Genomic DNA, 24,862 nt, shown 5'->3' with positions numbered 1-24,862 from the left:
CCTCTGGTTACTCCGGCGCCGGAATTTGCTCCGGCGCCACATCAAGTACCCGCACGATATCCGCCAGATGGGCACACACCCAGCTGCGGTCAATAGATCCCCAGTCCTTCAGCGCATAATATCCGTCGTTATTGCGCACACCCTGCTGCACAAATTCCACCCGGGTGCCGTGCCCCGGCAACCCCTTGGCAATCACATCCTGAATGGTCCGGCGAGGCCAGCCCGTCGCCTCCTCCAGCGCGGGATTATTCGGGCGCGACAGCCGCTCGATCAGATACGTAATCAGCAGGCGCCGACAAATAGTGGGGTTTAGATCGACCTCGTGAGCAGACATTGCGCTTTCCTTCTCGCCGTTGGTGGGGTGCGGATCACCCATTTGTAGCACATCGAGCCCCCAAAATCCCGCGCGTCCGCGGCCCCTTCCGGCGCGACGCGGGACTTTGTTATGCACCTTTTTGCATAATCTTGCATAATCCGCACCGCCAGCCCGATAAATATGGCATTGCGGCGGGCCTCACAGAGACCAATAAACCTGGATTACTCCTCACCGACAGCGGAAGCGTGACTGTGGAAACCGAAACCCTCGTTCCGAACACGGATCAGCCAGCAACCGAGTACACGGCACCGGGCATTCTGGCGGCGGCCGTCTTTGCCCACCTCGCCGGTGCCCGCGCCGCTGGCATTGACTGCGACCAGCTGCTGCGCGATGCCGGTATCGACTTGGTCAGCGCCACCGCGGCTGACGCGCGCATCGGCCGTGAGCAACTTGCGCGCCTGCTGCGCCTGCTGTGGGATCAGCTTGGCGATGAATCCGGCGGCTACCTGGCGCGCCCATGGCTACCGGGCACCTTTGCCATGATGGGGCACGCCACCATCACTTGCCCCACGTTGCGCCGCGCGTTGCTGCGCTCCAGCCGTTTTGTGGCCATGGTCAGCGACGACATTCATATCAAGCTGGTGGAGAACGGTGAAGAAGCCCAGCTGATCTTCCACCATGAAAACCACAAGCAGCTTCCCAACCAGAATTTCGTCGAGTCCATGGCCGTGATCTGGCTGCGCTTTTTCAGCTGGATGATCGACCGCACCATTCTGCTGGAACGTGTGCACCTCGCCTTTCCGCCGCCGGATTACGACGAAGACTACAACGACATGTTTCCCTGCCGGCACTATTTCCACCAGTCGGAAACCTGCCTGGTGTTCAGCACACGCTACCTGAGCATGCCGCTGACCCGCGACGCCCAGCAGCTAAGCGAGTTTCTCGCCCGCGCACCGGAATGCCTGCTGACCCAGTACAAGTCCGACAACAGCTACACCGGCCGTATCCGCCGCATGCTGCAGGGCGACAACGGCATCGAGAACCTGGCACTGGACGACGTGGCCGAACGGCTGTTCACCTCCCCGCAGACCCTGCGTCGCCGCCTAAAGGACGAGGGCAACAGCTGGCAGGACATCAAGGACTCCGTGCGCCGCGACATGGCCATGTATCAGCTCAAGCAACAGGAAACCCCGGTGGCCGATATTGCCGAGCGCCTGGGTTTTTCCGAGCCCAGCGCCTTCAATCGCGCCTTCAAAAAATGGACGGGGCTCGCACCCGGCGCCTACCGGGAAAAGCATCGCGCCTGAACCAGGCATAAAAAAACCGCGGCGAACCGCGGTTTTTTTATGTGGTGCCGGCGCGCCGGCAATTTGGATGAACCGATTACTCGGTGAACGAATCCACCTTCACCACGATACGGCGATTCATCTGCTTTCCTTCCTCGGTATTGTTGTCGGCCACCGGATTCGCTGACCCCATGCCCACGGCCTTCACCCGCTCCTCATCAATGCCGGAGTTAACCAGCAGGGCTCGCACCCCCTTGGCACGCGCTTCCGACAAGGTCTGATTCGCAGCGGCGTCGCCATCACTATCGGTATAACCCTCGATAATAATTTTGAGCCCCGGGTTTTCCTGCATGATCTTGATCAACGCCTGCACGTCTGGCGCTGACGCACTGTTGGGCATGCTGCCATCGGTCGGGAATTCAATATTGAGCAGGAACTCACGGCGCGGATCACGGTTGGCATCGCTCAAATAGGTACGGAACGACTGCTCAAAGTTTTCGGTGGTGACGGGCGCAGCCGGTACCGCGGTGGTGCCGCCGTTCAGCGTGGGATCCGTGGGCGTTTCCTCCACGATCACCTCATCCTGCTGCATCACACCACCGGTGCCATCGTCCACTTTTTCTTTCTTGGCGCACATATTCAGCGCCCACAAAACCCCCAGTGCAATCAGCAGCGGCCACAGCCATTTGCCAAAGCCGCTTTTTTTCACCGGTGGTGTGTTGTGTGCGGCATGCGCGGCCTGGCGCGGTGAGGTTTCCACCACGGCGCGCTCCGCCAGCTCATCCAGGCTACCGGCGCCCAGCTCTTTCAGCAGGCCCGATGGCAACTGGTCGCGAATATGAGCTTTCTGTCCCAGCAGCAGCGCCGCCAGACCTTCCATATTCAGGCCTTTACTTTTCACCAACTTACCCACCATCGACATGACGATGGGCGCAGCAATCCGTATCAGCGAGCCGCTTTGGGTGCGGTCCAAACCCAGCGCCGAGGAAATCACATCGCCAACCGCGTTGTGGCTTGTACCGAATACCGAGTCCAGCACATTGCCACCGACCTCCTGCAGACTGGTCATTTTGTCTGCGCTGGAAAAGATATCGGCGGGAGAGGACAGATCCATATCGGTGCTTTTGACGGCCATATTCAGCAGCGCACCGAGGCCACTTTCACTGCCCGCCTTGTTCAGCATGCCCGCCAGCACGGAGGCTGCCCCGGTGGTGAACGCAGGCTCGGCTTTGCCGTCCCCGAGGCCCAGCGCATTACCCAAAGCATCGAGCCCCGATTGGCCCAAATGGCGCACCGCCATTTCCAGAAGATTATCAGCCATTTGCATACCTCATGTTTGCCGTCGCGATTGTCGTTGGCGACATCACTCTCAACAGTGTACGGCACCAAAAGCCTCGGGTTAGGCCGTTTCAGAATAAGAAAATGCCAGCCAATCAGCATTTTTAATGCTAAGCGTTCTACCCCCCGGCGCCATGCGATACTGTAAATATTGCGCCCATGAGCTAATTTGTTTAGACCAGCCATTCCACACATTTGGGGTTCACTGCAGCGAGATGAATAACCTAGTCTGGTTTCGCAATGACTTGCGCAGCAGTGATCACCCGGGGCTGTCCGCGGCGTGCGAGAGCGCGCAACAGAATAACGGCAATGTACTGGGGCTCTACTGCCTGGACCCCCGCCATTTCGCCAGGGACCAGTACGGTTTTCGGCGCACCGAAAGATTCCGCGCGCAATTCCTGCTGCAAACCCTCAGCGACCTGCAGCGGCAACTGGCCTCGCTCAATATCCCGCTCTTGATTGTGCACGAGCACCCTGAGGTAGCGATCCCCGGGGTGGTCAACAACTACGGCATCAGCGATATTTATCTGCAACAGGAATGGACGCGCGACGAGCAACGGGTACGGGACTCGGTCATGGCAGCCGCTGGCATGACCACCGTAAGAGCGCACGCATTCTACGGGCAGTTTCTGCTCCATCCGGAAGACCTGCCCTTTCCCCCGCAACAGCTGCCCGGGGTTTTCACCGCCTTCCGTAAGGCCTGTGAACAACAATGGAATGTTCGCCCGCCGGTGCCCCGGCCCTCGCCCATGCCCGCGCCGAACTGGCAGCCGGCCACACAGGCGGACTGCCCGCTGACGCTGCCAACACTCACACAGCTGGGGCTTTCCGAATGCATCCCCGACACGCGCAGCGCTTTTCCTTTTTGCGGTGGCGGTGCCGCTGCCCAGCAACGGATACAACATTATTTCTGGGAAACGGAAAACCTGGCGCGCTACAAACACACCCGCGATGGACTGGTCGGCAGTGACTACAGCAGTAAGCTGTCACCTTGGCTAGCCAACGGCAGCCTCTCGGCGCGACAGCTGTACTGGCAGATCAAGGAGTTCGAACGCGACGTAAAGGCTAACGAAGACACCTACTGGCTGGTGTTTGAATTAATGTGGCGGGACTACTTCAAGTATGTGAGCCTCAAGCATGGCGATCGGATTTTCCAGCTCGGCGGTATTCTGGAAAAAGACTACCCGTGGCAGAACGATCCGGACGAGCTGGCGCGCTGGATCAATGGCGACACGCAATACGACTTCGTCAATGCCAACATGCACGAGATCGCCGCAACCGGCTGGATGAGTAACCGAGGCCGCCAGAACGTGGCCAGCTATTTTGCCCGCGAACGGCAGCAAGACTGGCGCATCGGCGCCGCCTACTTTGAAAGCCTGCTGCTGGACTACGACGTGCACAGCAATTATGGCAACTGGATGTACAACAGCGGGGTGGGCAACGATCCGCGGGACCGCCGCTTCGATATCGAACGCCAGGCCAGCATCTACGACAAAGACCGACGCTATCGAGACCTGTGGCTGGCATCGGCTGCCGCGCCCTAGCCAGCCACTGTTACTGCTTTTCGCGCGAAGCTGACTCCGATGGCCCAGTGGCATCTCCTTTCCACATGGGGGAACCGGTGCGATACGCCGCACGGGCAATCATATGCGCCCCCACGGGCACCGTCAGCAGCAGAAACAGGATGGCAGCAACAACCCGCGCCGTCACCCTCGCGTCCTGCAATTGAATCGCCACTGCCGCCAACAGCAACCCGCAACAGAGCGTGGCCGCTTTGCCCGAAGTGCTCATGCGCGTGTAAATGTCCGGCATGCGCACCAGTCCCAGTGCTGCGGTAAATCCGAAAAAACTCCCACTCACTATCAACAGGGCCAGTAGCCATTCAATCATCACGATGATCTACCTCCGTCGCTCCCGCTTGTCCCTTTTCTGCGGTGTCCGACGAAGCCGCCTCGAACTGCCGCTGTTCTACGAAGCGCCCAAACGCCACCGTGACCAGAAAGGCGACCAGCGCCAGGGCGATTGCAGCATCCAGGTACACGTCGCGCCCGGAGGCGATCGCCAGCAGCGCACAATAGGCCACGGCAAGAATGTTCAGCACATCGAGCGCCACCACCCGGTCGGCCAGAGTCGGCCCGCGCGCAATGCGAAGAAAGCATAGTCCCAGCGCCAGCAGCAGCAGCCAGGAGGCCAGATCGATCGCCAGCGCCAGCAGTGGTGAACTGCCCTCCACTATCGCCTGTAACATCAGTCGAACACCTCCCGTACTCTCCGCTCCATGCCTCCCCGCAGTTCCTGCAGAAACGCCTGCTCACTGTGGGCAAACATTGCGTGCACATACAGCACGCCCTCCTCGGGGTCCACGTCCAACACCAGCGTACCGGGCGTGAGCGAGATCAACTGCGACAACAATAATAAGTGGTTACGCTCTCGCAACTCGGTATCCACTCGAATTACCCGCGGCTGGCTTTTGCGTACGGGTGATAGAACCTCCATGGTCGCGCGCAAACCGGAGGCAACCAGCTCTTTGAGGAAAAACACCAGCAGACCGAGTATGCGTGGCAGGCGACGAAAATAGCCGCGGCTGATTTTGCGCACCGGCGACATGGCCATAGCCGCATAGCCCACCACAAACCCGGCCAGGAAATTCGCCAGCGAAGCATCGGCAGTGAGTGCGCACCAGCTGATCGCGAGCAGAATATTCATCAGAAACAGTTTCATAAAAAGCTCCCTTGCCGCTATCGCGCGGCGGGCGACAACACCGCGCGAATGTAGCCAGATGGATCAAGCAGCTCGTCGGCCGCAGCCTGAGAAAACTCCACCAGCGGTTGCGGGAAGAGCCCCAGTGCCAGCGTAATAGCGACCAGAACAATCGCCGGTGCCATGCGCTGGAAGCGTTCCGCGCGCGGTAGTGCGTTAAGCCCTGATGATGCGTCGGTATTCTCTGTAGATTGTGGGTGCGGCTTCCAAAAGGCCTCGCTCCAAATCTTGCTCATGGAGAACAGTGTCAGCGCACCGGTGACAAGCGCGATGGCGGCCACCCAGTAGGCCGCCTGCTGCAGGCTGGCGTTCACCAGCATCAGTTTGGCCCAGAAGCCGGAGAGCGGCGGGAAACCCGCCAGGCTGAACGCGGCAATAAAAAACACCGTCGCCAGCAGTGGGCTCGCGCGATAGAGCCCGCCGATTTTCAGCAGCTCGAAACTGCCCGCCATGCGTTTTGCCGTGCCGCTAATTAAAAGAAGATTGGTTTTGGCGACGATATTGTGCGCCATATAGAACACGGTGCCTGCAAGAGCCAGGGGACTGAACAGCGCCAGCCCCAGCACCAGAAAGCCGATCTGGCTAACAATATGAAACGCAAGGATGCGCCGAAATTCATAGTGGGCCGCAGCGCCCAGCACGCCGCTGAGCATCGTCGCCAGCGCCGCAACCAGTAACAGCTCTCGCGCGAAGCCGAAGTCCGGGGGAAAAATTACGGTGAAGGTGCGAATCAACGCATACACGCCGACCTTGGTGAGCAATCCGGCAAATACCGCGGTAACCGCCACTGGCGGTACGTGGTACGACGCCGGCAACCAGAAGTACAACGGAAAAAGCGCAGCCTTGATACCGAACGCAATAATCAACAGCACCGCCAGCATGTGGATGGCCGCTGGCTGGTCGACCTCTGCCAGCGCCAGGTGAAGCGCGGCCATATTCAGGGTGCCGGTCAACCCGTAGATCATGCCGATCGCCATCAGCATAAACAGCGTCGAAACCAGGTTCAGGGCCACATACTTGACCCCGCCATCAAGCTGCTCCCGCTCCCCACCCAATACCAGCAGCGCAAACGAGGCGATCAGCATGACCTCGAACCAGACGTACAGATTGAACAGGTCACCGGTGACAAAACTGCCACACACCCCCGCCAGCAGTAATTGATAAAAGCCGTGAAAACCCAGCGTCTCTCGATGCTGATCGACGTCGGCCAGCGCAAACACCGCCACCGATAAACCCACCAGCGCGGCCAGCAAGAGCATAATCGCGCTCAGGCGATCAACCACCAGCGTGATACCAAACGGCGCCGGCCAGTTGCCCATCTGCGCCGCCACCGGCCCCTGATCCAGCGCCTGCATGAAAATGCTTACCGCAATGAGCAGCAAACCCGCACAACCCGCCATGCTCAAGCCGCGGGAAAGGTGCGGCTGACGCCGGGCAACGAAAGCCAGCAGGCCTATGGTGATGGGCCACAAAAACGGTAGCGCCAGCAGCCAGCCCATCAATCCCCCCGGTGCTCAGGTGAGGAGTCAGTGGAGGGCTCAGACAGGGGCTCGGCCAGACGCATGTTATCCGCATCGATGGTGCCCAGCTCGCGGTAGCATCCCACCACCAGCGCGAGCGTAAACGCCAGCAGGCCAAAGCCAATCACAATAGCCGTGAGGATCATCGCCTGAGGCAGTGCATTCGCCACTGGCTCCACCGGCGCCTCCGCCCCCTTGGGAATCAGTGGCGGCACCACGCGGGTCAGGCGTCCGGCAACAAAAATCACCAGATTGGCTGCGTTGCTGAGCAGAATCAGGCCGAACAGGTAGCACAGCAGGTTGGACGCCAGCATCAGGTAGACACCGGTGGCGGTCATCACGCCAATCACGATCACCAGGGCCGACTCCATGTCAGTCCTCCTCAAGGGTGAAGAACAACGCCAGTACCGAGCCCAGCACCGCCAGGTAAATGCCGACATCAAAGAGCAGGACCGTGCTCAGCGGGACGCCCTTGTCACCGTCCCCGCCGCCAACGAACAGCCACAGACCGGTAAACGGGGGCAGCCCCTGCAGGGCACCGGGCACCGCCGATGCGATTGAGAGCATTGCGCCCAGGGTCGCCAGCCTCACCGGCGGCACACGCAGTGCCGCCCGAGCCTCCCGCAGGCTCCATGCCAGGGCGTACAGGATGAATGCCGCTGCCGCTATCAGGCCGGCAATAAAACCACCGCCGGGGAAGTTATGTCCGCGCAGCAGCATGTACACCGAGAACAGTAGGATCAGGGCCACCAGCAAGCGCGTTGCGCCCTGCAGAATCACCGAATTCATGGCGGCGCTTCTCCCGGCGACGAGCGTTCGTCGCGCCCTTTTTTGCCCGAATGGCGCAACAGGGCGGCAGCCCCCACCGCCGCGACCAGCACCACGACCACTTCGCCGAATGTGTCCAGCGCTCGGAAGTCCACCAGGATTACATTCACGATGTTGCGCCCGAACGCTTCCGGCACCGCAGCGAGTTCAAAGTATTCCTTGGTGGGGCTCACCAGTGGCTGCTGGATCACGGCCAGCAACACGAGGCTCACGCTGGTGCCTACCAGCAAGGCAATCAGCGCATCCCGGTATCGTGGGCGAGTACCCCGTACCGCCATCGAATGCGGCAGCCGGTGCAGCGTCATCGCCACCAGTACCAGGAACAGGGTTTCCACCAGCAACTGGGTAATCGCCACGTCCGGCGCACCGAAGAACAGGTAGATCAGGGCCACCCCCACCCCCATGCCGCCAAGACTGCAAATGGCTGTGAGGGGCGCACGGGAACCCATGGCCACCAGCGCGCCGGTCAATACCAGCGCCATGGCCGCCCACTCCTTGAGTGTGAGCCGCTCCCAGTTGAAGCTGGTATCAAAGCCGCCCGTGTTCAGTAGTGCCCAGGCCAGCCCCAGCGCTACGGTGGTAAATACCACCGCCATGTAATGCTTGAGCACGCCATGTTGCAGCCAGCGAGTCTGCGCGGCCGCCGCGCGCTTGAACCCCGCGAGGCCACGGTCCCACTGAACGTCCATACGCGCAGGCAGCCGCCTTGCCAGGCGATGCAAGCGTGCCCGCAAACGGTCCTGCAGCAAGTACACGGCCAGGCCCAGCAGCAGCGTGGCCACACTCATCATCAGCGGCAGGTTGACCCCGTGCCAGAGCTTCAGTTTGACCACCTCCGGGCGGCCGAGAATGGCGGTAACCGCCGGCTGCACCAGGCTGTCAGCCACCAGCGCCGGCGCCACCCCAAAGGCAAACCCCAGTAGCGCAAGAAACAGTGCGGGCACCCACAAACCCGGGCTCGCTTCACGGGTCGTCGACAGGTTGGGAGGCAGAGATCCGCAGAAAGGCCGCAACGCCACCGTAGCCGATACCGCTACGATCAGGGCATTGGCAAATACTGCGGCAAACGCCACCAGCATGGGCCCCTGGGTAATGGCCAGCGCCCCCTCGTATTTGAGTTCCTTGCCAATAAAACCAAGAAACGGCGGAAACCCTGCCATCGACAGGCCCGCGGCCAGCGCGATACCAAAGGTTACCGGCATCCGCCGGAACAGCCCACCGAGCGCGTGTAATTCCCGCGTCCCGGTCTGGTGATCGATCATACCCACCACCATGAACAGCGCTGCCTTGTACAGCGAGTGCACCAGCACAAAGGTAATCGCCGCGGCGATCGCCACACTGGCATCCGAGCCGAGAAACATGGTGAGGGTCCCCAGTGCCACCACCGTGGTGTAAGCGAGTGCCAACTTCAGATCGGTCTGGCGCAGCGCCAGAATCGCCGCCACGATCGCCGTTACCGCTCCCACCACGGTCAGCATCCACATCCAGAGCCCGGTGCCGCCGAGTGCCGGATGCAATCGCGCCAGCAGGTAAATGCCCGCTTTCACCATGGTGGCCGAATGCAGGTATGCGCTCACGGGGGTTGGCGCCGCCATCGCATTGGGCAGCCAGAAATGCAGCGGCATTTGTGCCGACTTGGCAAAAGCGCCCAACAGCACCAGGATCAAGATCGGCGCGTAGAGCGCATGCGCCTGCACCTGCGCACCAGACGCAAGCACCTCCGGCAGCGCGTAGCTGCCAACGACCATCCCCAGCAGCAGCAGCCCTGCAAGCAGGGCCAGACCACCAAGCGCTGTGATCAGTAGTGCCTGAAGCGCAGCACGCCGCGCCGTTGCACTGGCGTGGTTGAAGCCAATCAGCAGGTAGCTGGCAACCGTGGTCACTTCCCAGAAAACGAACAGCGTGATGAGGTTGCCGGCAAGCACCAGTCCCAGCATGCCCAGCATGAACAGCAACAGGTACAGGTAAAAGCGTTTAAGCAGAGGATGGCCACGCAGATAAAACGTGGCATAGAGCGAAACGAAGAAGCCGACGCCGCTGACCAACAGACCAAATAACAGACTCAGCCCGTCGACCAAAAACACCAGCTCGACACCAAGGCTCGGCACCCAGTGCACGCCAAACAGCAACAGCGATTCCGCGCGCACCGGGCCGATCAGTGACAACAGCCAGAACGTGACCCCGAGGGGAAAAACAAGCAGCGCCAGCGACCAGGCCCGCGTAGACCATGGCGCCGGCCGCTGATTGCTGGAGTGTACCTCGGTTTGCATCGCTATCCGTGCCCGGTACGCGGGCCATCAAGCGATGCCGCTACCGGGTTACTCCATTTGGGTATCCTTCGTGTCCGGCAAGTATAGACGTCGCCTCGGCGCGCTTGCGCAGCGCGTAGCGCAGCACCAGATACCCTGCCACACCAGACATCAGCGAGCCCGCCAGAATGCCGATACGCTCATCAAAGAAGCGGTCGATGCCACTCTGTTCGAATGCCAGCGAACCGATAAACAGGCTCATGGTGAAGCCGATACCACAGAGCATCGCCACCCCGTAGAGCATCAGCCAGTTCATGTCTTTTGGCAGCTGGGTCCAGCCCAGTCGCACCGCCAGCCAGCACAGCGAAAAGATACCCAGCTGGTTGCCGAGGAACAGCCCCAGGGCAATGCCCACCGGCACCCCGTGCAACAGGTACTGAGAACCGGTGGCACCGAAGGTCACCCCGGCGTTGGCAAACGCGAACACCGGCAGAATCATAAAGGTGACGATCGGGTGAATCCCATGCTCCAGCTCCCGCAGCGGTGAGCGCCCGGGATGCTTGCGCGACTGCATCGGGATAAACATCGCCAGCAACACCCCGGCGAGGGTCGCATGCACACCGCTCTTCAGCATGGATGCCCACATCACCAGCCCCACCAGGAAATAGGCGCGGCGGTGTTCAACACCGGCGAGTTTCATCAGCGACAAGACCAGCAGACAGCTCCCCGCCACCGATAACGCCAGCATCGAAATATTGTCGGTGTAAAACACCGCGATAATGATGATGGCCCCCACATCGTCAAAAATGGCCAGCGATGCCAAGAACACCTTGGCGGCGCGCGGCACGCTCGGCCCCAGTAAAGACAGCACGCCAAGGGCAAAGGCGATATCGGTGGCCGAGGGAATCGCCCAGCCCTGCAACGCCTGCGGCTGGTCCCAGTTAAAAGCGACGTAAATCAGCGCCGGGAACAACATGCCGCCGATCGCGCCAATGCCCGGCAGAATCACTTGCGAGGGGCTCGACAGCTCACCCTCCATCATCTCGCGCTTCAGCTCCAGGCCGATCATGAAGAAGAACACCGCCATCAGGCCGTCGTTGATCCACAACAGCAGTGGCTTGTCGATACTAAACTCGCCAATAGTGATTTCTACCGGCGTCTGCAGCAGCAATGCGTAGAAAGGCTCCAGCGGGGAATTGGCCAGTAAAATTGCCACTAACGCCGCCACGATGAGCAGGATGCCCCCCGCGGCCTCCATTTGGAAAAATCGCTGGATCGAGCTGGTATTGAGTTTCATCATTAGGCGTGCAAGCCCCCCTTTAAATGCCAGACTGGTGCGCGAAGTACCACGGCCGAAACCGGCCACCAGTGGGAGCTATACGCTCGCAAACCCAAAAAGGATTGGTCAGCCAGACACGATTCCCACCCTCGGAGTGCAGCGACCGGAGCACATGCCATTGAAAACCCTGAGACTCATCCTCGGTGACCAGCTCAACCACAAACATTCGTGGTACCGCAACGACGACGCAGACACCCTCTACTTCCTTGCCGAAATGCGCCAGGAAACCGATTACGTCAAACACCACATTCAGAAAGTGGTGGCTTTTTTTGAGGCCATGCAGGGGTTTGCCCACTGGCTGGAATCCCGCGGCAAACAGGTCGTTTACTATCCCCTGGATCACCCGGACAACACCCAGAAACTAGGCAGCAATATTGCCGGGCTGATTGAGCAACACGGAATCGAAAAGTTCGAATACCAGCTACCGGATGAATACCGCCTCGACCAGCAACTCAGGCAGCTTGCCGACGACCTGAGTATCGAAACCGAAGCGTTTGACAGCGAGCATTTCCTCACCGGGCGCGACGAACTCGCGGCGTTTTTTGCCGATAAGCAATCCCTATTGATGGAGAGCTTTTACCGGCACATGCGCCGCAAGCACAACATCCTGATGGACGGCGACAAGCCCGAGGGCGGCCAGTGGAATTTCGATGAGAGCAATCGCAAAAAGTGGAAGGGCGAGCCAGAAATTCCCCACGAAAAGGGGTTCCGCAAAGATGTGCGGAAAACCCTGAAGCGGATTGAAGACGCCGGTGTGAACACCATTGGCGAAATCGAGCCCGAGCGGTTCAGCTGGCCAACGACCCGCGAGGACTGCCTCAAGGTACTGCGCTATTTCTGCGACACCCTGCTGGTTCACTTCGGCGACTTTCAGGACGCGATGGATCCGGAACAGGTCTACCTGTTCCACAGCCGCCTCAGCTTCGCCATGAACAGCAAGTTATTGCACCCACGGGAAGTCATCGATGCCGTGATCGAACACTGGCAGCAAAATCGCAAGCGTATTTCCATTAACGAAGTGGAAGGGTTCGTGCGGCAGATTCTCGGCTGGCGGGAGTACATGCGCGGTGTCTACTGGCGGGAGATGCCCGGCTACCAGCGCTGCAACCGCCTGCGCAACAACAACGACCTGCCAGACTTCTACTGGACCGCAGACACCAAAATGCGCTGCCTGCACCACGCCATCAACAACAGCCTGCAGCACGCCTACGCCCACCATATCCAGCGCCTGATGATCACCGGCAACTTTGCCCTGCTCACCCAGGTACATCCGGATCAGGTGGACGCCTGGTATCTGGGCATTTATATCGACGCCATCGAATGGGTGGAAATCACCAACACCCGCGGCATGAGTCAGTTCGCCGACGGTGGCCTGGTAGCCACCAAGCCGTACATCTCCAGCGGCAGCTACATCAACAAAATGAGTAATTACTGCCAAGATTGCCACTATAAGGTAAAGGAGAAAACCGGCGAAGATGCCTGCCCATTCAACAGCCTCTACTGGCACTTTCTTGCCGACAAGCGCGAGCACTTCAAAGACAACCACCGCATGGCCATGATGCTGAGCCTGCTGGACAAGATGGATAAAGACGAGCTCGACGCGCTGCAAAAGCGCGCCCGACTGATCATCCGCGACCCAGACCGCTTCTAGTCAGCGTTTTTCCCGGCCCCGCCCGCCCAGAAACGCCAACGCATTCACTGTCTGTTCAGATCGCCGTTGTTACTATCCGCGCCATAGATTCAGATAAGAACAGCGGACTCACTATGAAACTCATCACCACCGCCCTCGCCGCGCTGATTTGCGGCGCCCTCTCCACCAGCGCCTTCGCCGAGCCGCCCGAAGGCCGCGGCTGGAAGAAGCACAAGCAGAAGCATTACAAGGAAGAATACTGGGACGGTAACTGCAAGGTGGAGCGCAAGTGGAAACGCAATGGCGACTACAAGGAAGAGCGCACCTGCCGCGCGCCCCGCGACTATGGCCACCATCATCACGACCGCCAGCCGGTACGTGTGGTGGTGCTGCCACCCTGGTTCGACCAGCGCGCCCCGGAACCGGAATACCGCCCGGAATGGCGCCCAGCGCCGCCTCCCCAGCACACCACCGTATCCCGCTGTAACAGCGACAAGGTGGGCAGCGTACTGGGAGGCCTGATTGGCGGTGTGATTGGGCACCAGATTGGCGACGGCCGCGGCAACACCGCAGCCACAATTGGCGGCGCCATCGCCGGGGTACTGATTGGCGGCAACGTCGGTCGCAAAATGGACCAGCGCAACCAGGCGTGTGTTGGGCAGGTACTGGAATTTGCCCCCGAAGGCGAGCGCGTCAGCTGGCAGAACCCGAATGGCTATGAGCAGTATGCGGTGACGCCCGGCGCCTTCGAGCAACGCGGCGACCAGTACTGCCGCTCGTTTGTGACCGAGGTGATCGGGCAGAACACCCAGAGCGCGCAGAGCGTGGCCTGCCGTCGGTCCGATGGCACCTGGGCCCCGGCTTACTGATCCCAAGGGTCACCGGCATTTGTGCCGGTGGCCGCACCAACCTCCCCTCAGCCCCCGTAAATCACCGCATCCGGTATGGTGTAGCGCTCGCTGCCAACCCGGATCAGGTAGTTGTCGTCTTTGCGCGAGACACTGAATTCCGGGTAGCCATCCGCCTGTGCGGTATCAGCGCCCGTGGCCACACCCATGCGGAAAAACAGTGCGCGCTTGCGGCCATCGGGTCGGGTGATGACTACCGTGGCAAAGCCGCCACCGGCGCGAGCCACACCAAACTCACACCAGGTATCGCCACAGGGCACCTTGCCGGTGGCATCGAAGTCGGCTTTACCCGCGCGCAGGGCGGAGTCGTCGTCACCCGCGGGCATGGTGCCATCGGGAGCGATAGCGGGCCGCAAGTAGTCCGCGGCAACATAACCCACCGGGCCACCTCCAAACTGCTGCACATTGCACCACAAGCGGCCGCCCAAGTTTTCACAACCGAGGTTGTCCAGGCGATCGCCGTTGGCAAAGCGGCTGACAATACGCGCGCTGGCGGAAGCGGCGGCCCTGAGATTCAGCCCCGAGGGCGCGTCGGTCACTTCCCACACCCGCGGGCCGCCGTTGGCGGTGCTTGTCTGGGGTGGAATCGGGTCGAACACGTAGATGCCGGCGTCGGCCTGCAAACTGAGGGCTAACCGCCCCTCACGCAGGCTATAGCCGCGCAGCATGGGCGCATCCCGGGCAAACTTTTCGCCCAGATTATTGCCCGGGCACAGCGCCGTGGTGGCGGCCACCGGACCCAGCTCAATCCGGCCATTGGACGGGTCTGCCGATGGTTTCAACTGCCAGCGGCCACTGCCCCGGTTACAGTCGAGCTGCATGCTGACACTGCCATCGGCACCGAAGCGCAGCTGCACGCTGCGCGGCGTGTCTGGCCGCAGGGAGCCGACCTCGTCGCTCATCGAGCGGAACTCCGCCAGACGCCATGCAGTGTCTTCCAGCACACCGGCATGGGCAGAGAGCGCACCCGCCACCCATAAACCACATAGCGCCGCGACAGACCGGGTCACACCGCGCAGCGCGCACTGTTGAGGATTCAGGCGGAGAGTTTTGAACATGGTTGCACGCGTATCACATTGGTCACTTGACGGGATTCGCAGCCGGCGCGGCTGCGCAATCCATTTCCCAGTTTAGAGTGCGCAGCCGGTAATGGTTTCCCCGGGCGCGTTAGAAATTACTCGCCAGGGATGCCTCATCCAGCAGCGTCACCTCGCCCAGCCCCAGCTTTTGCAGGGGCTCGAGCTGGGTGGCGCGGTCACCCACCACCACCCAGATCATCGAGCCGGGCAGCATGTATTGCTCGGCGATCTTCTGCACCTTGACCACGGTCATGGCCTTGGCGGTGGCCTCGCGCTCGCGCACATAGTCGGCGGGCCAGCCGTAGGTGCTCATATTTTCCAGCAGGCCCAGCTTGGCACCGGCGGTCTCAAACGCGCGCGCGTTGCTGCGCACCAGATAGGAACGGGAGGTTTCTAAGTCCTGCTCGGTATAGGTGGGCGCGTAGTTGCTGAGAATGTCGTGAATCAGCTGCACCGATTCCGCAGTGACATTGGCGCGCACGCCGGTACCGATCATGAAATCGCCCCAGGTCTTTTCCCCATCCACCACGGAGCGAATACCGTAGGTGTAACCCTTGCCCTCACGCAGCTGCTGGGTCAGGCGCGAGGCAAAGCCGCCACCGCCGAGAATGTAGTTGGTGAACACCGCCGGGTAATAGTCCTCCGATACCGCGGACATGGCGGGGCGGCCAATGCGCAGCACCGACTGCTTGGCACCGGGCACGTCGATAAAGTAGATACCCGGTTTCGCCGGCACAGGTTTGGGGTCCGGCACGGCGACCGCCTTTGCCGGCCAGCGCTTGGCCAGGCCGTTGGCCGCCTGCAGGAAATCCGCCTGCGGAATGTCTCCCACCACATGCAGGCGCGCCACCGACGGCGACAGGGTGTTTTTATAGAATGCCTTCAGGTCATCCATGGTGATGTCGGCAACGGACGCCTCGGTGCCGAGGCCGCTGTAGCCACGGATGCTGTCTTTGCCGTGCAGCAGGCGCGCGAAGTTTTTGCTGGCAATGGCATTGGGCTCGGCGGCAGCGCGCTGGATCTGGCTGGCCACACTTTTCTTCGCCAGCACCAGCTCGTCTTTATCCCAGCGGGGCTCCAGCAGTATTTCCTCCAGCAGGGCGAACACGTCGTTGAAGTTGCGCGCCAGGGTGGTCACATCGAAGCGGAATGCATTCTGGCCGGCGGACACATTGATACTGGCACCGAGCATCTGAATCGCGGTTTCCAGTTCTTCCGGGGTGCGCTTGGCGGTGCCGCGCTCCATCAGCATGGCGGTGAGATTGGCCACGCCGGTTTTGTCGATACTCTCCTGCAGCTGACCGCCGTCGATCACCAGGCTGAACAGCACCGTGGGCACTTCACTGTTTTCGATACCGAACACATCAACGCCATTGGCCAGCTCGCTCTGCCACACATCCGGTACAGTGGTCTGCGCGGGCTCGCCGTAGGCCGGCTCTTTCGCGCGGTCGATCTTCGATGGGGTTCTCGCATAGTCCGCCTGTGCGGACGGGTCCACCGCCTCCTCGGCGCCATTCACGATCTTCTCTTCCACCACCTGTGCCTCGGTGGAATCCGCCAGCGCCAGCGCCTGCTCGCCCTTGGGGACAAAGCTCACCGCCACGAAAGGCTTGTTCTGAATGTATTGCTTGTAAACGCGCTGCACGTCTTCCGCGGTCACCGCCAGCAGGCGCGCGATATCTTCGGTCACGTAACCCGGGTCATCCGCGTAAATCTGGTATTGCGCCAGCTGGAAGCCCTTGCCCAGTACGCTGGAGAGGCTGTTGTAAAATGCCACCTCCTGGCCGGCCTTGATGCGTTCCAGGTCCTGCTCGGCAATGCCCTCTTTTTCAAACAGCGCGAAAGCCTTCTGGATACCCGCATACACCGTATCCAGGTCGCGTTCCGCAAATGCCTGCACCTCCAGTTGCACCTGCCCCGCCAGCTCCGACTGGTAAGCCCCCATGGCCACCAGTGAAGTGAGCTGCTCGTCTTCCACCAGCACCCGGTACAGGGGCGCGCGCTTGCCGCGGGAGAGGTATTCCGACAGCACCGCTAGCGGATAGCTGTCTGCGCTGTAGCGCGGCACCGTGGGCCAGGCCAGGGTCAGCTGGGGCTGGCGGGCGAAGTTGTCTTCGTAATAACGACGCTTGGTTTCCTTCAGGGTGACCGGCTGCTTGGGCGCGCGCTCGATGGCCTCGCCCGCGGGGATCTCACCGAAGTACTTCTGCACCAGCGCCTTGGCCTGCTCGGGATCAAAATCCCCGGCCACTACCAAGGTCACGTTGTTGGGCACATACCAGCGGCGGAAGAAGGTCTTCACATCGTCCAGGGTGGCATTGTCCAGGTCCTCCAGCGAGCCGATCACCTGCCAGCTGTAGGGGTGGCCCTCCGGGTAGAGGTTGCGATCGATCACATACTGGCTGTGGCCATAGGGGCGGTTATCCACCCCCTGGCGCTTCTCGTTCTTCACCACCTGCTTTTCTTTCGCCAGCACCGGATCGGTCACCGTATTGATAAACCAGCCCAGCTTGTCCGCCTCCGCCCACAGCATCTTCTCCAGCGCATCCTTGGGCACCGTCTGGTAGTAATTGGTGACATCACGGGAAGTGGAACCATTGGCCCCGGAACCGCCAATACGCGCACTCATCGCATCCAGCCCGCCCTTGCCCAGGTTCTCCGACTCCAGGAACAGCAGGTGCTCGAACAGATGGGCAAAGCCGGTGCGGCCGGCCTTCTCCCGCGCAGAACCCACATGGGCGGTCAGCGACACCGCCACCACCGGATCGGAGCGGTCGATGTGGAACAGGACGTTGAGGCCGTTATCCAGCTGGAACTGCTGGTAGTCGATAGAGAAATCCGGCTTGGCCTCTTGCTCGGCCGGCGCCTTGGACGCCGCCTCTGTTTGCGGCTTCGGCTCGGACTGGGTACTGGAGCGGTCGCAGCCGAACAGGCCGAGAGCCGGGATGGAAAGTGCGGTCAGCAGCGCCAGGGAGGCGGTAAGGTTGCGGGGCATGGGGCGATCCTTTGCATTGTTATGCAGAGGAAGATAGCAGGAGTGGTGGGGTTGGGCGACAGTGTAGCGATAGACCGAGATTAAATTGCGTATGAACCATGAGTCTGGGGCTCCGCGAGATACCAGTTAAAGACAGTGGGAGCTCCACCATATGCCCTTTAGCGAACGCTTAAGTAAACGGTCTTGAGACCCCAGCCCAGACAACTTCTCATAATTAGAAATAGACAAGAGCCATAGACGAGCCGCATGTGAGTAAGCGCAAACTTCACAAATGACGAGTCAACCCAAAGCTCACCTTAGACCCTCCTGATGTTACAATTCACACGAAAAATCTTGCTAATTTTCGTTATTTCTCAGTAAAAAAATGCAATTTACCACCCCCACCCGGGCTCCGGCATGTAAATTGAGCAAAGAAAAAATGGCCGCGAATATTATGAAACGGTTGACTGGCAAAAGACGTAGTAATTAACAAATATCAGAGGAAAAAAATATAGAAAATATCTAGGTGGCAACTGAAAATAGAGCTCTTGCGGTTCCCCCCGATCTTCTAAATTAATTAAACGCGGAATAGGAGCATGGACCTTGAAAAAGTCGGACTTTGAAGCCGGTCTTAGGCATATTAATCGCTGGCTTCACCCCGACTCCATCGAGAAGAATATTGCCAACTTTAGACGCCTGCGCAGCGAAGGAGCAGGAAAAGAATCCGGTCCACTGCTCATTCTAATTTCGACCTTTAAAGCGAGGGCATTATTTGCATGGTTTCATGATCATAATTTGACAACTGCAAAATTGAATGCATATATTGCCGCACGCCTGAGAATCCTTTATGCACAAACGTTTCCTTCACGAGTCGGAGGGGCTTCTTCAAGTTATCTTTTTTACCCACTGCTTTCTGACTGCAATGAGCTAATCCATTGGGAGAGCCAGTACTTCGTACCTTTATTTAATTCTGACGATGGCCATTATTTTTTTCTTGACCCCAAGACATGTGACTTTCAGAGCTTACAGTTCAGATTAGCTATGGCTGGAGACTGGGAAATCCTGGGAGAGAGAGCAGAAATTTTCTTATCACAAGATGTAGAAGACCAAAGAAGATTTCGTGCTGACAATCAACTTTATCTTGCACTAGCAAAAAATGACTCAGAAGGAGTATCCTGTGCAATGCAATCATTGCTTTCACCAAAGTTAATGAAAGCTCGAAATAACGAACAGCAGTGGGGCCAAGAGGCTCGCCTTGTGTCAGCGTGGGGATTTATGTTTGCTAAGCTTGCGCGAATACACGGCTTCAGCTTTGACGTGGACAAAGACTCTGTTCCGATTGAATGGATCCCCGAGTCTCCGCTAGCTGCCTACGATGACACGTTAGAACCACTCAAAGAATCGGAGATATATGATGCGTTTCGAGTTGACGCTTCGCCCTCGGTGAATAATGTTTCACTTCTTTCACCTCGTCCTCCGGAAGAAAACTCGCTAACAATTCGGGACGTAATTGAAATAGTCGATAGTTAGCCAAAAGCCTAAATATTCATTCTTGAGTCAGCCAACATTGCGTAACGCGGTTGATCACATATGGTCCGCCGCCCCCTTCCAAACCATGCTTCAGCGCTATTAATTTTTCAGTAATGGGCGCCGCACAAAAACACACCACCTAAATCACGCTATCAAACCCCCTTGAGCGAGGTAAGGGTCAAAACTAAATCTACCTGCCCTTCTAGAGATAGTATGGGCACAATACTCATCAATGGCCTCACTATAGCTATCAAGAATCCTCATGGATAGAAAGTCACCGTTCTTCATATGGATAATCTGCCTCCTACCTCGATGCAAAAACAGAACATCACTGTCAGAGAAACCGACACTACCAGTGGGAGATTGGACCAAGAAAGCTCTAAGGCCGTAATGATTGCCATCGGAATCCTGCTCTAGCTCCAGTGATTCAACAATTTTTCGAAGAAGCAGGCCATCAACCTTCAGCCGCTCAGCCCAGTGCTGGATTATCGACCACCCACAAGCCACTGGCATTGGTAAAAGCCGGCCATTTAATGGCGGAATGACATCCTCAACCAATGCAAGACCATCAAGCATCCCCTTACAGTAATACGCATCGCGAACTTCCAATGGTAAATCATCGGCCATCGTTTGACGCTTGATTATGCTGGGACGAGGAACTCCAATTTGGATAAGTTGCCCCTGGACCTCTAAATAGAGGTATAGCTTCCCTCTTGGTGGCAGACCATCCTTCTTTGGTGGTTGTAAAGGCCAAGCACCTCCAATAAACAAATCACCACCTTCCATTAAGACCCCGCCAGTTTTCGGTTGCAATCTGCAGAGATCCTTGAACAACCATTCTTTACCTCGATCTAAGGCACTGAGGACATCAGGTTCTTTGCCAAAATCATTGATCATGATTTGGGCAAGCTCAGAAACATCCTCCGATCTAAACCAAACTGAGTGGGCATCTTTCTTATATTCATCAAGGCCAAAATATTTTCGGGACATTCAGATACCTTTACCAAATCCAGAGTAAGCCTTAGAGTGAGGGGGGGCACCCTCTGCAATAAATGGGGCCAGATCAACATTCTGCCACTAATTATCACCCCATGATATCTACCGAATGTTAAGCCTTCGCGACCAGGAAAAAGAGCGCCCAATGGCGCAGATTAAATGAAGCGAAGCATCAGTAGGCGCTAATGTGCACCAAAATTTTGAGTCGCCCCCCATTTATTGAAATCAAATAAACCCATGATTGAACATGTTGTCAAAGAAGAGATTCTTGCAAGAATCGAAAAAGCTGAGAAAGAACACGGTGTCCGTGTTCTCTATGCTGTCGAGTCAGGTAGCCGAGCCTGGGGATTTGAATCTCCCAATAGTGACTATGACGTGCGCTTTATTTACGCGCATCCCAAAGATTGGTACGTGGCAGTTGATCTCGAAGACAAGAGAGATGTTATTGAGTACCCGATTGTTGATGAAATTGACATCAATGGATGGGATGTCAGAAAAGCGCTGAAGCTGTTCGCCAAGTCAAATCCTGCCTTTATAGAGTGGCTGCAATCTCCCATTGTATATATTGATCGCGGCAGCTTTTCTCAAAGAGCGAGGGAACTGATCCCGGACATATATTCCGTTAGAAAAGGGATATACCACTACCGAAGCATGGCAAAGACGAACTACAGGAGTTATCTCCGAGAGAATCTAGTTCCTATCAAGAAGTACTTCTATGTACTAAGGCCTCTACTTTCAATTATGTGGCTAGAAAAATATCGAGAGCCTGCGCCAATTCAATTTGAGACGCTGCGGAAATTGATAAGTGATAGCACAGCGCTAAATGGTCATATTTCAGAGTTGCTGGAGAAAAAAAAGAAAAGTTTGGAAAAGGAGCTGGCACCAAAAGTTACAGAGCTCAATCACTTCATTGAAGCTGAGCTAGAGAGACTGGAGCAATTTTCAGACACTTCAGAGAAACCTGGTGATTTCATGAGCGACCTGAACGGCCTATTCCACGAGACTCTGGATTAGTAATGCACCACCAGTACATGTAGCCGAGGATGTTGTTCGACGCAACCTAGGCCAAATGCCTTCCGTAAAATGACGCGCTTTGGCCCTATTGAGGACTTTACTTCTCGCCTATACAAAAGAGCCCAGTGACCACCTGTGTCAGTCTCAACACAGGCAGTCACCGGGCTCTTTCCGTTTACTGGCTAGCGTTTACTTCTTCAGGGCCTTGGCCAGCACCCGACCCAGCTCCGCCGCAGACTGCGGGTTCTGGCCGGTGATGATGCGGCCGTCCACTACCACGAAGCTTTCCCACGCTTTGCCTTCCTGGTAATTGGCGCCGAGTGCGGTCAGTTCGTCCTGCAGCAGGTAGGGCACTACCTCTGCCAGGCCTACGGCTTTTTCTTCCACATTGCTGAAGCCCGCGACTTTCTTGCCGGCAATAATCGGCTTGCCGTCTGGGCCTGTTACGTTCAGCAGTGCGGCCGGGCCGTGGCACAGTGCCGCCACATAACCGCCGCTTTCATAGATTGCGGAGGCGACGCTGTTCACCGCGGGGCTCTTGGGGAAGTCCCACACGGTGCCGTGGCCGCCGGCGAACAGGATGGCCTGGTAGCGCTTGGGGCTGACATCCGCGAGCTTGCGGGTGTTGTCCAGCAGGCTGCGGGTTTGCGGGCTGGCGAGGAATTCAAAGTTCACCGCATCATCATCCGCCAGGCTGCGCGCGTCCACCGGTACCGCGCCGCCCTTGATGCTGGCGATTTCCACCTCAAAGCCCGCCTTTTTGAGCTCGTGGTAGGGGTGGGTCAGTTCCGACAGCCACAGGCCGGTTTTCTCGTCGGTATCCCCCATCTGCTCGTGGCTGGTGGCCACGATCAGTACCCGCGGCGCGGCCAGGGCGAGGCTTGCGGTGGTCGCCAGGCAGAGTGCGATAAATAACGAAACGAGCTTTTTCATACGTTTACTCCTTGTGAATTGAAGGTGATTCAGTTGTCCTGCAAACCAGTGGCAACACAAAACTGGTCGAGCAACTCCTGTGTCTCTATTGCACGATGGGCAACCGCTTGATTGCGCTCTCTGTCATTCTGCCGAACCTGCGCGGCAAAATTCTCAACCATGTGAACTACCTGCGGTTGCGCGGTTTCGGTCGGTACGCGCCGGTACTCCGTCGGGGTAGCCATTTCCTGCCTGAGATTAAAGCCCGTCACATGCTTCGGGTTGCTGAAGGCAAATCCGTCTTTCCAATCGAGCACAAAGTCGTCCAGCTGGATCATCCCCGTTTCACCGATGATATCCAGGTCCATCAGGCACACGCCGGCGTCATAGCCGAAGTCAAAGCTGGACGTCTGGCCGCTGGAAAATTCTACTAAGCCAGCACCTCCCACAACGGCGCCGCTTTGTGCATCGCGGCGCAGCGCGCCGTACATGGCCTTCACCGGGGATTCAGGACGCATGTATTCCACGATGGCGCGCATGCTGTACCAGGCCATGTCCCCCACGGCGCCGGTGGGCTCTTTGGCCGGGTCAAAGCGAATGTTGCTGCGATCCATGAACGGGAAAAAGAACGAAGTACGGATACGGCTGACGTTGCCAAGCTCTGCCTGCTGGTGCTCTACCACCGTCTGCGTCCGCGGATGGTGGGTGAAGTGGGTAGCATCCATAAACGCCAGCCCTTTCGCGGAGGCGAGTGCGGCAATGCGCTTGACCGAATCGCTACTGATGAATGGCTTTTCGCTGATCAGGTGTTTGCCCGCTTCCAACGCGGCAAGGCAAATCTCCTCGCGGCCGGCGGTAGGGGTCGCGATGTAAACCGCATCGACGCTGTCTTCCTGAATCAGCTGCCGCCAATCGTCGAATACCATTGGCACACTGTGCTCCGCGGCAAATTCCTGCGCCTTTTCACGGCGACGGCTCGCCACCGCGACCAGGCTGGCATTGGCTGATTGCTGGATCGCTTTCGCAACAACAGCGGCAATCATGCCGCTGCCGATGACTCCGAATCGAATTAGGGACATTTGAATTCTCCGTAGACTAGCTTGAGGGGTAGCCTGCCCCGCTAGTGCGAGCCGCTACCGAATTTGGAGCCATGCTATGGTGAATCCTGATATAAGATAATTCGATTCATTGAATTACAGCCTTTCAAAATATGAATATCAGAAACAAAGACCTGAACCTGCTCAAGCTGTTCCAGGTGCTGTACGAGGAGCGCAACGCCTCGGTGGCCGCGGAGCGTATGAACCTGAGCCAGCCAGCGCTGAGCCACAAACTGGCCAAGCTGCGCAGTGAGTTCGACGACACCCTGTTTGCCCGCGCCCCGCGCGGACTGACACCGACGCCGCGGGCACACCAGCTGGCACCGCAAATCCAGGCGCTGGTGCGCTCGCTGGAATCCTTTTACGACTACTGCGACGAAGAGAGCTTCCTACAGCGGGAAGACCGCGTGCATATTTTTAGTACCGACTTCATCGAGCAGTTACTGGTCCCCAGGCTGCTGCCGGAGATCAGTGAGCAGGCACCCCGGCTGCAGCTGGTGTTTCACAACACCCGCGGCCGCCTGCCGCGCTCCGAGCTGGAAACCGGTGCCTGCGACATCGCTATCGCGGGTTTCTTCGAGCAGTTACCCGCCTCCTTCTACCAGCAAAAGGTGCGCAAGGAAGGCTTCTGTGTACTGGCGAGCGACAACAACCGGCATATTCAAGGGAAACTGGATCTCAAGGCGTTCCTGGCCTGCGGGCATCTGGTCACTACCCTGACCGGTGATCTGGACGGTATTGTGGACAAGAAACTGCACAAGCTCGGGCACCAGCGTCGCATCGTGGCGGGGCTGTCGAGCTTCCTGTCCCCTGCCACCACCATCGAGGGCAGCGACCTGCTGATCACCTGCCTGAACTCGGTGGCGGAACAGGCCTGCCTTAGCCTGCCCGACCTGGTGACCTACCCCTGCCCGGTAAAATTACCGGACGTGGACATACTGCAGATCTGGCACCAGCGCACCCAGGATGATCCGCTGCGGGCCTGGCTGCGCCAGCGTATCAAGGCGGCGATGGCGGGAAGGCCAAGCGTCAAATCCTGACCCGGCTCCGGCTGCGCTATATTGCTTCCGGCCCTGCTACAATCGC

22 protein-coding genes are annotated in these 24,862 nt (G+C 58.4%); 7 read left to right on the top strand and 15 right to left on the bottom strand.

Translation table 11 applies throughout. From position 1 onward, the window contains the following. Nucleotides 1-7: 7 nt before the first annotated feature. Nucleotides 8-334, bottom strand: a complete 327-nt coding sequence (locus tag JF535_RS04350) for a helix-turn-helix domain-containing protein (RefSeq protein WP_206999477.1) — start codon at nucleotides 332-334, stop codon at nucleotides 8-10. 233 nt (nucleotides 335-567) lie between these two features. Between JF535_RS04350 and JF535_RS04345 the strand changes: the two genes are divergently transcribed. Then, a complete protein-coding gene (locus tag JF535_RS04345; RefSeq protein ID WP_340674117.1) occupies nucleotides 568-1,623 on the top strand; it encodes an AraC family transcriptional regulator in 1,056 nt (351 codons plus the stop codon). Nucleotides 1,624-1,699: 76 nt separating this feature from the next. Here JF535_RS04345 and JF535_RS04340 read toward each other — a convergent pair whose 3' ends face one another. Continuing rightward, nucleotides 1,700-2,923, bottom strand: coding sequence for an OmpA family protein (locus JF535_RS04340; RefSeq protein WP_206999474.1), 1,224 nt, complete (start codon nucleotides 2,921-2,923; stop codon nucleotides 1,700-1,702). A 232-nt stretch (nucleotides 2,924-3,155) separates the two neighbouring features. Between JF535_RS04340 and JF535_RS04335 the strand changes: the two genes are divergently transcribed. Further along, entirely contained in the window at nucleotides 3,156-4,484 is a 1,329-nt protein-coding gene (locus tag JF535_RS04335) for a DASH family cryptochrome (RefSeq protein ID WP_206999472.1), read from the top strand. Between the two features lie 10 nt (nucleotides 4,485-4,494). On the opposite strand, the gene mnhG is transcribed toward JF535_RS04335, so the two are convergent. Genes mnhG through nhaA form a run of 8 tightly spaced genes read right to left on the bottom strand, consistent with a single transcriptional unit; the run spans nucleotide 4,495 to nucleotide 11,597 of the window. Beyond that, a complete protein-coding gene (gene mnhG, locus JF535_RS04330; RefSeq protein ID WP_206999470.1) occupies nucleotides 4,495-4,830 on the bottom strand; it encodes a monovalent cation/H(+) antiporter subunit G in 336 nt (111 codons plus the stop codon). Continuing rightward, nucleotides 4,823-5,188, bottom strand: a complete 366-nt coding sequence (locus JF535_RS04325) for a cation:proton antiporter (RefSeq protein WP_242523584.1) — start codon at nucleotides 5,186-5,188, stop codon at nucleotides 4,823-4,825. The genes mnhG and JF535_RS04325 overlap by 8 nt, the downstream gene beginning before the upstream one ends. Beyond that, entirely contained in the window at nucleotides 5,188-5,661 is a 474-nt protein-coding gene (locus JF535_RS04320) for a Na+/H+ antiporter subunit E (RefSeq protein WP_206999468.1), read from the bottom strand. Before JF535_RS04320 ends, JF535_RS04325 begins: the two co-directional genes overlap by 1 nt. A gap of 17 nt (nucleotides 5,662-5,678) precedes the next feature. Next, nucleotides 5,679-7,199 (bottom strand): Na+/H+ antiporter subunit D, encoded by a 1,521-nt coding sequence (locus tag JF535_RS04315; RefSeq protein ID WP_206999466.1) that lies wholly within the window; start codon nucleotides 7,197-7,199, stop codon nucleotides 5,679-5,681. Continuing rightward, nucleotides 7,199-7,591, bottom strand: a complete 393-nt coding sequence (locus tag JF535_RS04310; protein WP_206999465.1) for a Na+/H+ antiporter subunit C — start codon at nucleotides 7,589-7,591, stop codon at nucleotides 7,199-7,201. The genes JF535_RS04315 and JF535_RS04310 overlap by 1 nt, the downstream gene beginning before the upstream one ends. A 1-nt stretch (nucleotide 7,592) precedes the next feature. Continuing rightward, nucleotides 7,593-8,009: a Na+/H+ antiporter subunit B gene (locus JF535_RS04305; protein ID WP_206999462.1), complete on the bottom strand. Its 417-nt coding sequence runs from the start codon at nucleotides 8,007-8,009 to the stop codon at nucleotides 7,593-7,595. Further along, complete coding sequence (mbhE, locus tag JF535_RS04300; RefSeq protein ID WP_206999460.1) at nucleotides 8,006-10,318, bottom strand: hydrogen gas-evolving membrane-bound hydrogenase subunit E; 2,313 nt, start codon at nucleotides 10,316-10,318, stop codon at nucleotides 8,006-8,008. The genes JF535_RS04305 and mbhE overlap by 4 nt, the downstream gene beginning before the upstream one ends. Nucleotides 10,319-10,358: 40 nt before the next feature. Next, nucleotides 10,359-11,597, bottom strand: coding sequence for a Na+/H+ antiporter NhaA (nhaA, locus tag JF535_RS04295; RefSeq protein ID WP_340674116.1), 1,239 nt, complete (start codon nucleotides 11,595-11,597; stop codon nucleotides 10,359-10,361). A 151-nt stretch (nucleotides 11,598-11,748) separates the two neighbouring features. Between nhaA and JF535_RS04290 the strand changes: the two genes are divergently transcribed. Further along, a complete protein-coding gene (locus JF535_RS04290; RefSeq protein ID WP_206999458.1) occupies nucleotides 11,749-13,287 on the top strand; it encodes a cryptochrome/photolyase family protein in 1,539 nt (512 codons plus the stop codon). 113 nt (nucleotides 13,288-13,400) lie between these two features. Continuing rightward, nucleotides 13,401-14,135 carry a glycine zipper 2TM domain-containing protein gene (locus JF535_RS04285; protein WP_206999456.1) on the top strand — a complete coding sequence of 245 codons (735 nt, stop codon included), beginning with the start codon at nucleotides 13,401-13,403 and terminating at the stop codon, nucleotides 14,133-14,135. 47 nt (nucleotides 14,136-14,182) lie between these two features. On the opposite strand, the gene JF535_RS04280 is transcribed toward JF535_RS04285, so the two are convergent. Together JF535_RS04280 and JF535_RS04275 are read right to left on the bottom strand one after the other, a co-directional pair. Beyond that, entirely contained in the window at nucleotides 14,183-15,232 is a 1,050-nt protein-coding gene (locus JF535_RS04280; RefSeq protein ID WP_206999454.1) for an META domain-containing protein, read from the bottom strand. 109 nt (nucleotides 15,233-15,341) lie between these two features. Next, nucleotides 15,342-18,248, bottom strand: coding sequence for a M16 family metallopeptidase (locus JF535_RS04275; protein ID WP_206999452.1), 2,907 nt, complete (start codon nucleotides 18,246-18,248; stop codon nucleotides 15,342-15,344). Nucleotides 18,249-18,830: 582 nt separating this feature from the next. On the opposite strand from JF535_RS04275, the gene JF535_RS04270 reads away from it, so the two are divergent. Continuing rightward, a complete protein-coding gene (locus tag JF535_RS04270; RefSeq protein ID WP_206999451.1) occupies nucleotides 18,831-19,757 on the top strand; it encodes a hypothetical protein in 927 nt (308 codons plus the stop codon). A 144-nt stretch (nucleotides 19,758-19,901) separates the two neighbouring features. On the opposite strand, the gene JF535_RS04265 is transcribed toward JF535_RS04270, so the two are convergent. Further along, nucleotides 19,902-20,747, bottom strand: coding sequence for a hypothetical protein (locus JF535_RS04265; RefSeq protein ID WP_206999449.1), 846 nt, complete (start codon nucleotides 20,745-20,747; stop codon nucleotides 19,902-19,904). Between the two features lie 243 nt (nucleotides 20,748-20,990). Here JF535_RS04265 and JF535_RS04260 point away from each other — a divergent pair, with 243 nt between their 5' ends. Beyond that, nucleotides 20,991-21,767: a nucleotidyltransferase domain-containing protein gene (locus tag JF535_RS04260; RefSeq protein WP_206999447.1), complete on the top strand. Its 777-nt coding sequence runs from the start codon at nucleotides 20,991-20,993 to the stop codon at nucleotides 21,765-21,767. Nucleotides 21,768-21,956: 189 nt separating this feature from the next. Here the strand turns inward: JF535_RS04260 and JF535_RS04255 are convergent, their stop codons facing one another. Both JF535_RS04255 and JF535_RS04250 read right to left on the bottom strand, forming a co-directional pair. Beyond that, nucleotides 21,957-22,700: a type 1 glutamine amidotransferase domain-containing protein gene (locus tag JF535_RS04255; RefSeq protein WP_206999445.1), complete on the bottom strand. Its 744-nt coding sequence runs from the start codon at nucleotides 22,698-22,700 to the stop codon at nucleotides 21,957-21,959. 29 nt (nucleotides 22,701-22,729) lie between these two features. Beyond that, nucleotides 22,730-23,758: a Gfo/Idh/MocA family protein gene (locus tag JF535_RS04250; RefSeq protein ID WP_206999443.1), complete on the bottom strand. Its 1,029-nt coding sequence runs from the start codon at nucleotides 23,756-23,758 to the stop codon at nucleotides 22,730-22,732. A gap of 131 nt (nucleotides 23,759-23,889) precedes the next feature. Here JF535_RS04250 and JF535_RS04245 point away from each other — a divergent pair, with 131 nt between their 5' ends. Further along, nucleotides 23,890-24,816, top strand: coding sequence for a LysR family transcriptional regulator (locus JF535_RS04245; RefSeq protein ID WP_206999440.1), 927 nt, complete (start codon nucleotides 23,890-23,892; stop codon nucleotides 24,814-24,816). The last annotated feature ends 46 nt before the right edge of the window (nucleotides 24,817-24,862 follow it).

Origin of the sequence: Microbulbifer salipaludis, assembly GCF_017303155.1 — a bacterium.
GTDB classification, from domain to species: Bacteria; Pseudomonadota; Gammaproteobacteria; order Pseudomonadales; family Cellvibrionaceae; genus Microbulbifer; species Microbulbifer salipaludis.
This window is presented reverse-complemented; position numbering and strand designations above follow the sequence as displayed.

Coding starts and splice junctions, on each gene's coding strand:
- JF535_RS04320 (WP_206999468.1), bottom strand. CDS start 5,661: ATGAAACTGTTTCTGATGAATATTCTGCTCGCGATCAGCTGGTGCGCA.
- JF535_RS04250 (WP_206999443.1), bottom strand. CDS start 23,758: ATGTCCCTAATTCGATTCGGAGTCATCGGCAGCGGCATGATTGCCGCT.
- JF535_RS04275 (WP_206999452.1), bottom strand. CDS start 18,248: ATGCCCCGCAACCTTACCGCCTCCCTGGCGCTGCTGACCGCACTTTCC.
- mbhE (WP_206999460.1), bottom strand. CDS start 10,318: ATGCAAACCGAGGTACACTCCAGCAATCAGCGGCCGGCGCCATGGTCT.
- JF535_RS04350 (WP_206999477.1), bottom strand. CDS start 334: ATGTCTGCTCACGAGGTCGATCTAAACCCCACTATTTGTCGGCGCCTG.
- JF535_RS04285 (WP_206999456.1), top strand. CDS start 13,401: ATGAAACTCATCACCACCGCCCTCGCCGCGCTGATTTGCGGCGCCCTC.
- JF535_RS04340 (WP_206999474.1), bottom strand. CDS start 2,923: ATGGCTGATAATCTTCTGGAAATGGCGGTGCGCCATTTGGGCCAATCG.
- JF535_RS04255 (WP_206999445.1), bottom strand. CDS start 22,700: ATGAAAAAGCTCGTTTCGTTATTTATCGCACTCTGCCTGGCGACCACC.
- JF535_RS04265 (WP_206999449.1), bottom strand. CDS start 20,747: ATGTCCCGAAAATATTTTGGCCTTGATGAATATAAGAAAGATGCCCAC.
- JF535_RS04260 (WP_206999447.1), top strand. CDS start 20,991: ATGATTGAACATGTTGTCAAAGAAGAGATTCTTGCAAGAATCGAAAAA.
- JF535_RS04335 (WP_206999472.1), top strand. CDS start 3,156: ATGAATAACCTAGTCTGGTTTCGCAATGACTTGCGCAGCAGTGATCAC.
- JF535_RS04305 (WP_206999462.1), bottom strand. CDS start 8,009: ATGAATTCGGTGATTCTGCAGGGCGCAACGCGCTTGCTGGTGGCCCTG.
- JF535_RS04245 (WP_206999440.1), top strand. CDS start 23,890: ATGAATATCAGAAACAAAGACCTGAACCTGCTCAAGCTGTTCCAGGTG.
- nhaA (WP_340674116.1), bottom strand. CDS start 11,597: ATGATGAAACTCAATACCAGCTCGATCCAGCGATTTTTCCAAATGGAG.
- JF535_RS04290 (WP_206999458.1), top strand. CDS start 11,749: ATGCCATTGAAAACCCTGAGACTCATCCTCGGTGACCAGCTCAACCAC.
- mnhG (WP_206999470.1), bottom strand. CDS start 4,830: ATGATTGAATGGCTACTGGCCCTGTTGATAGTGAGTGGGAGTTTTTTC.
- JF535_RS04325 (WP_242523584.1), bottom strand. CDS start 5,188: ATGTTACAGGCGATAGTGGAGGGCAGTTCACCACTGCTGGCGCTGGCG.
- JF535_RS04310 (WP_206999465.1), bottom strand. CDS start 7,591: ATGGAGTCGGCCCTGGTGATCGTGATTGGCGTGATGACCGCCACCGGT.
- JF535_RS04315 (WP_206999466.1), bottom strand. CDS start 7,199: ATGGGCTGGCTGCTGGCGCTACCGTTTTTGTGGCCCATCACCATAGGC.
- JF535_RS04280 (WP_206999454.1), bottom strand. CDS start 15,232: ATGTTCAAAACTCTCCGCCTGAATCCTCAACAGTGCGCGCTGCGCGGT.